Below are 3,822 nucleotides of genomic sequence, written 5' to 3'. Positions count from 1 at the left end.
TGCTCCCTCGTCACGCCTTGCCTCGGACTCAAAGCTGGGACTCCCAATCGCGCATGTTATTTTGGGACAGACCCTAATGGCCGATTTCTCCACAATCTGTGAAATATTTCCACGTTCTCCCTTTCCTTCCTTTCCCAACTGATTGAAATAATAGGATAAATAGGTGATATCCCGGTGATTTTTTCGGCATCTTCTTTGCTACATATGGGGTATGAACGATTGGCTGGTCGATGGTCTGTCTTATCTGTTGGTATTGGCGTTGGTGGGGAGTCTGCTTCCAATTCGGGACGTAAGGGCGCAGCAGGAGGGAAGTAGGACGCTCCCAATGCTTCAAGACCGGTTGGCCCGACTTATTGATGAGGAGACGTCGCTTCGGAGAGAGTTGAGAGAGGGCGTGCAGCTTGCGACACGACCTTATGCGGACTATCTCCTTCATCAGAAGAGTCTTCAACTGGTTGAAAATACCGATAAGTTACTCAAATTGAAACTGGAGAAGATGGAGGTGATTCAGCGCTTGGCTAGAATGGAGGACCGATTAGATCCGGGTGTCGGATCGTTTATTTGGGGTGAAGAAAGTCGGCAGATTACTCTTGCTTCAACTTATAGCGGAGCCCCTTTACTTTCTTTTAATCAAGCGATTCGAGTCGACTCACAAGACCTTCCTCACTGGAGTCCATCATGGATTGGTTTCTTCCGGATTGTCTTCATCGGTTATGTGATGTTGATTTTTACAATCCCCCTCATTGCGATTCAGAAGAGAAGGGCCAGCCTATCTCGTGAACGAGGCAAGCGACCTCTTCGTATTTTTCCACTCTTGACCGTCAAAAGATCTGATGGAGGTTATGAGTTGCTCTGTTTACCCGTAAAAGCGGGGAGTTTCTGAGTGGAGAAGGAGAAGTGACATGCGCGGAGTCGGATGTTGTGCAGGTGTAAAGAACTTCATGGAAATGACGGCATCTCATCTAAGGGGGCGGGATGTTCCTGTATTTGAAGGACATGTTTCGTGCCATACCCTGGCAGAAGCGATTGTGAATGGTGGTTACGGAGGAATCCCGATTGTCAACCAGGAGTATGTGTTGATCGGCATCGTGACGGAATACGATCTGTTGAACGCAATGCTCAAAGGGAAAGAGATGGCAGAGACGCCTGCGACAGAGATCATGACGGAGCCCTCTATAGCGATTACGGAGGAGATGTCGGTGGAGGAAATCATTGCACTCTTTCAGGCACGACACCTGATCCGAGTCCCCGTTATTGATTCTGGAGGAAAGGTGGTTGGGATCGTGGCGAGGAGGGATATTCTGGCCTGCTATGTGGAATCGACCCTCGGATTGCTCCCGTCTTCTGAATCGGTGAGCAATGGATAGGATTACATCGAAACAGATCAAGGCCCTGTGGGGATTTTCCGGTCGGGCTTGTATCCCTGAGAGGGAGTTGAGGGGATGGGTCACCAGGCGGACAGGAAAGCGGTCAATCCGTGCCCTGACCAAAGCAGAGGCCTCCCGTTTGATTGGAGAACTTATTGATGTGGAGACCGGTCAACCGAAACGATTGTCAGAGGACCGGATGACGGAGGCGCAGGCGACATGGATCAGAGTCCTGGGAGAAATGATTGGGTGGGATGGGCATCGACTCTCTGGGCTGTGCAAAAAAATGTACCGTGGAAAGGGGATGCGTTCTTTGAATCGAAAAGAGGCATCCGGTCTGATCGAGGCCCTGAAGGCAATCGGAGAGAGGGTTCCGGGGATCAGGGTCGCCTAATGGCATAGCGTGGGAGGTGCATTTATTGCCGGTTATTGAGGATGAATGATGGATCTTGAATTGTCTGATGAACAGAGAATGGCTAGAGCGGCGGCGCGTCGGTTTGTTGATCGCGAAATTACTCCGGTCATTGGAGAGTATGAGCGCAGGGAAGCTTTCCCCAGGGAGATTTTTGTCCGAATGGGGCGCGAGGGTCTTTTGGGAGGACCCATCCCGATAAAGTATGGTGGTGGCGGACTCGACTATATTGCATATGCCCTCCTCCTCGAGGAGATCGGACGGGCCTCTTCCTCTTTCCGGTCTGCACTGTCTGTTCAGATTTCGCTGGTGGCCCTCTCTATCCTCAAGTGGGGGACAGAGGAACAGAAAGAGAAGTATCTTCCCCGTCTCTGCCGGGGAGAAATGATTGGATCTTTTGGCCTGACGGAGTCCGGGGCAGGGAGTGATACTGCCGGGCTGACGACACGCGCTGTTCGGGATGGGAAGCGGTGGTTTTTATCGGGAACGAAGACCTTCATCACTAACGGCGGTATTGCCGATCTTGCCCTGGTCATTGTCCAAACCGATCCCGCGATGAGACACAAAGGACTGGCTGCATTCTTGGTGGAGCGGAAGGAAAGCCTCTTTACCTCGGCGCCGATAACGGGAAAGTTGGGCCTTCGTGCCTCCGATACTGCAGAGATTCTTTTTGAAAGGACCCCTGTTTCTGAACAGAATCTTCTCGGTAAGGTGGGTGAGGGATTTGAGGTGGCCATGTCTGCACTGGACCAGGGGCGCTATAGTGTTGCTGCAGGGTGTGTGGGTATCCTGGAAGGATGTCTTGAGGCTTCTGTCGACTATGTCAAGTGCCGGAGCAGTTTGGTCGGCCGATCGGAAGTTTTCAATTGGTTCAGGACATGCTTGCGCGGATGAAGGTGGACGCCGATGCGGCACGCTTCCTGGTCTATCGCGCCGGACTCCTCAAGAATAAAGGTATAAAAGACACGGTCGAGGTGTCGATCGCAAAATATTTTTCGTCCGAAGCCGCCGTGCGGGCGGCTAGTGACGCCGTACAACTCTTTGGCGCATCCGGCTACCTCGATGAAACGAGGGTTGCTCGTTATTATCGTGACTCCAAGGCGGCAACGATCTATGAAGGGACCTCCCAGATACAGAAGTTGATTATCGGCCATGACTTGACCGGTTTCCGTGCATTCGCGTGATGAAAGGAGAGGTCTATCCTCGGAGAGAGTCATACGGGAAAAAAGGAGGTGATTACCTATGAAACAGTTAATGAAGGGAATGGTTTTTGGGACATCGCTTGTCGTCTTCTTCCTCATGTCCGGACCGTGGGTTCTGGGGAGTGAACTGCGTGATGGAATGAGATCTGAACGAGGAGGTCTGCGTCAGGTGTCCCTTTCTTCAGAAGAGACAAAGCAGACCCTTTTTATAGGACGGATCGAGGAGAGCCAGGACGAGATCGTCGAGATTGTTCAGGAGAATACTGCGAATCTATTCGAGCAGATGGATCGCCTGGGACAGATTCAGCAGGACTTGGGTGCGGTTATTCGTGATCAGGCATCATTGAAACTCAGCATGGCTGACAAGATAGAATCGGTTCGTGCCGGACTTGATGAGGTGATGATTAAGAGTACAACCTTACAGCTGAAGCTTGCTCAGGAGATCGGGAAAGGTCAAGAGGAGATGGGCTTGGCGATTGTGACAAGTCATCGGTTTCCATAAGGGAGCGTTTTATTTCGGAGCGCGCAGGAACAACTTGGCAGAGCGATCCTGGAGAATTCAGTCCGGCAGCGTCGGGCAGCGGAGGTGTTAGGAAGGGATCAGGAAGGCCTCGGTCTGGCGATTCGTAACCATGCGGCAATGTTGGTGAAGGCCTCTAAGGAAATTGGTCGAGGGGAAGAACGTTTGGGCCAGACCATTCTCCTCCAGGCCAAGATCTTGTTTGCGACAAACGAGGCGATTTCGGAAGGAAAGCAGCGCTTAGGTAATCCTCCCTAAATATAAAGGTGCTCAGAAGTAGAATTTTCCAATATAGTAATTTAGGAGGAGAATCTACGATGA

The 3,822-nt window shown here is 51.5% G+C and carries 5 protein-coding genes and 1 pseudogene; all 6 read left to right on the top strand.

Translation table 11 applies throughout. From position 1 onward, the window contains the following. Positions 1–211 precede the first annotated feature (211 nt). The 6 genes and pseudogenes from EYQ01_03645 (at position 212) to EYQ01_03620 (ending at position 3,759) form a co-directional block, all read left to right on the top strand. Positions 212–883, top strand: a complete 672-nt coding sequence (locus EYQ01_03645) for a hypothetical protein (GenBank protein HIE64906.1) — start codon at positions 212–214, stop codon at positions 881–883. A gap of 19 nt (positions 884–902) precedes the next feature. Beyond that, positions 903–1,367 carry a CBS domain-containing protein gene (locus tag EYQ01_03640; protein HIE64905.1) on the top strand — a complete coding sequence of 155 codons (465 nt, stop codon included), beginning with the start codon at positions 903–905 and terminating at the stop codon, positions 1,365–1,367. Then, positions 1,360–1,761, top strand: a complete 402-nt coding sequence (locus EYQ01_03635; protein ID HIE64904.1) for a DUF1018 domain-containing protein — start codon at positions 1,360–1,362, stop codon at positions 1,759–1,761. The genes EYQ01_03640 and EYQ01_03635 overlap by 8 nt, the downstream gene beginning before the upstream one ends. 48 nt (positions 1,762–1,809) lie before the next feature. Then, positions 1,810–2,963: pseudogene (locus EYQ01_03630) on the top strand (acyl-CoA dehydrogenase). A 58-nt stretch (positions 2,964–3,021) separates the two neighbouring features. Beyond that, positions 3,022–3,483, top strand: coding sequence for a hypothetical protein (locus tag EYQ01_03625; protein HIE64903.1), 462 nt, complete (start codon positions 3,022–3,024; stop codon positions 3,481–3,483). Between the two features lie 84 nt (positions 3,484–3,567). Further along, the gene (locus EYQ01_03620; protein HIE64902.1) at positions 3,568–3,759 is read left to right on the top strand and encodes a hypothetical protein; all 192 of its coding nucleotides are present in this window, start codon (positions 3,568–3,570) and stop codon (positions 3,757–3,759) included. Positions 3,760–3,822 lie beyond the last annotated feature (63 nt).

The organism is Candidatus Manganitrophaceae bacterium, assembly GCA_012960925.1.
GTDB lineage: Bacteria > Nitrospirota > Nitrospiria > SBBL01 > JAADHI01 > DUAG01.
This window is presented reverse-complemented; position numbering and strand designations above follow the sequence as displayed.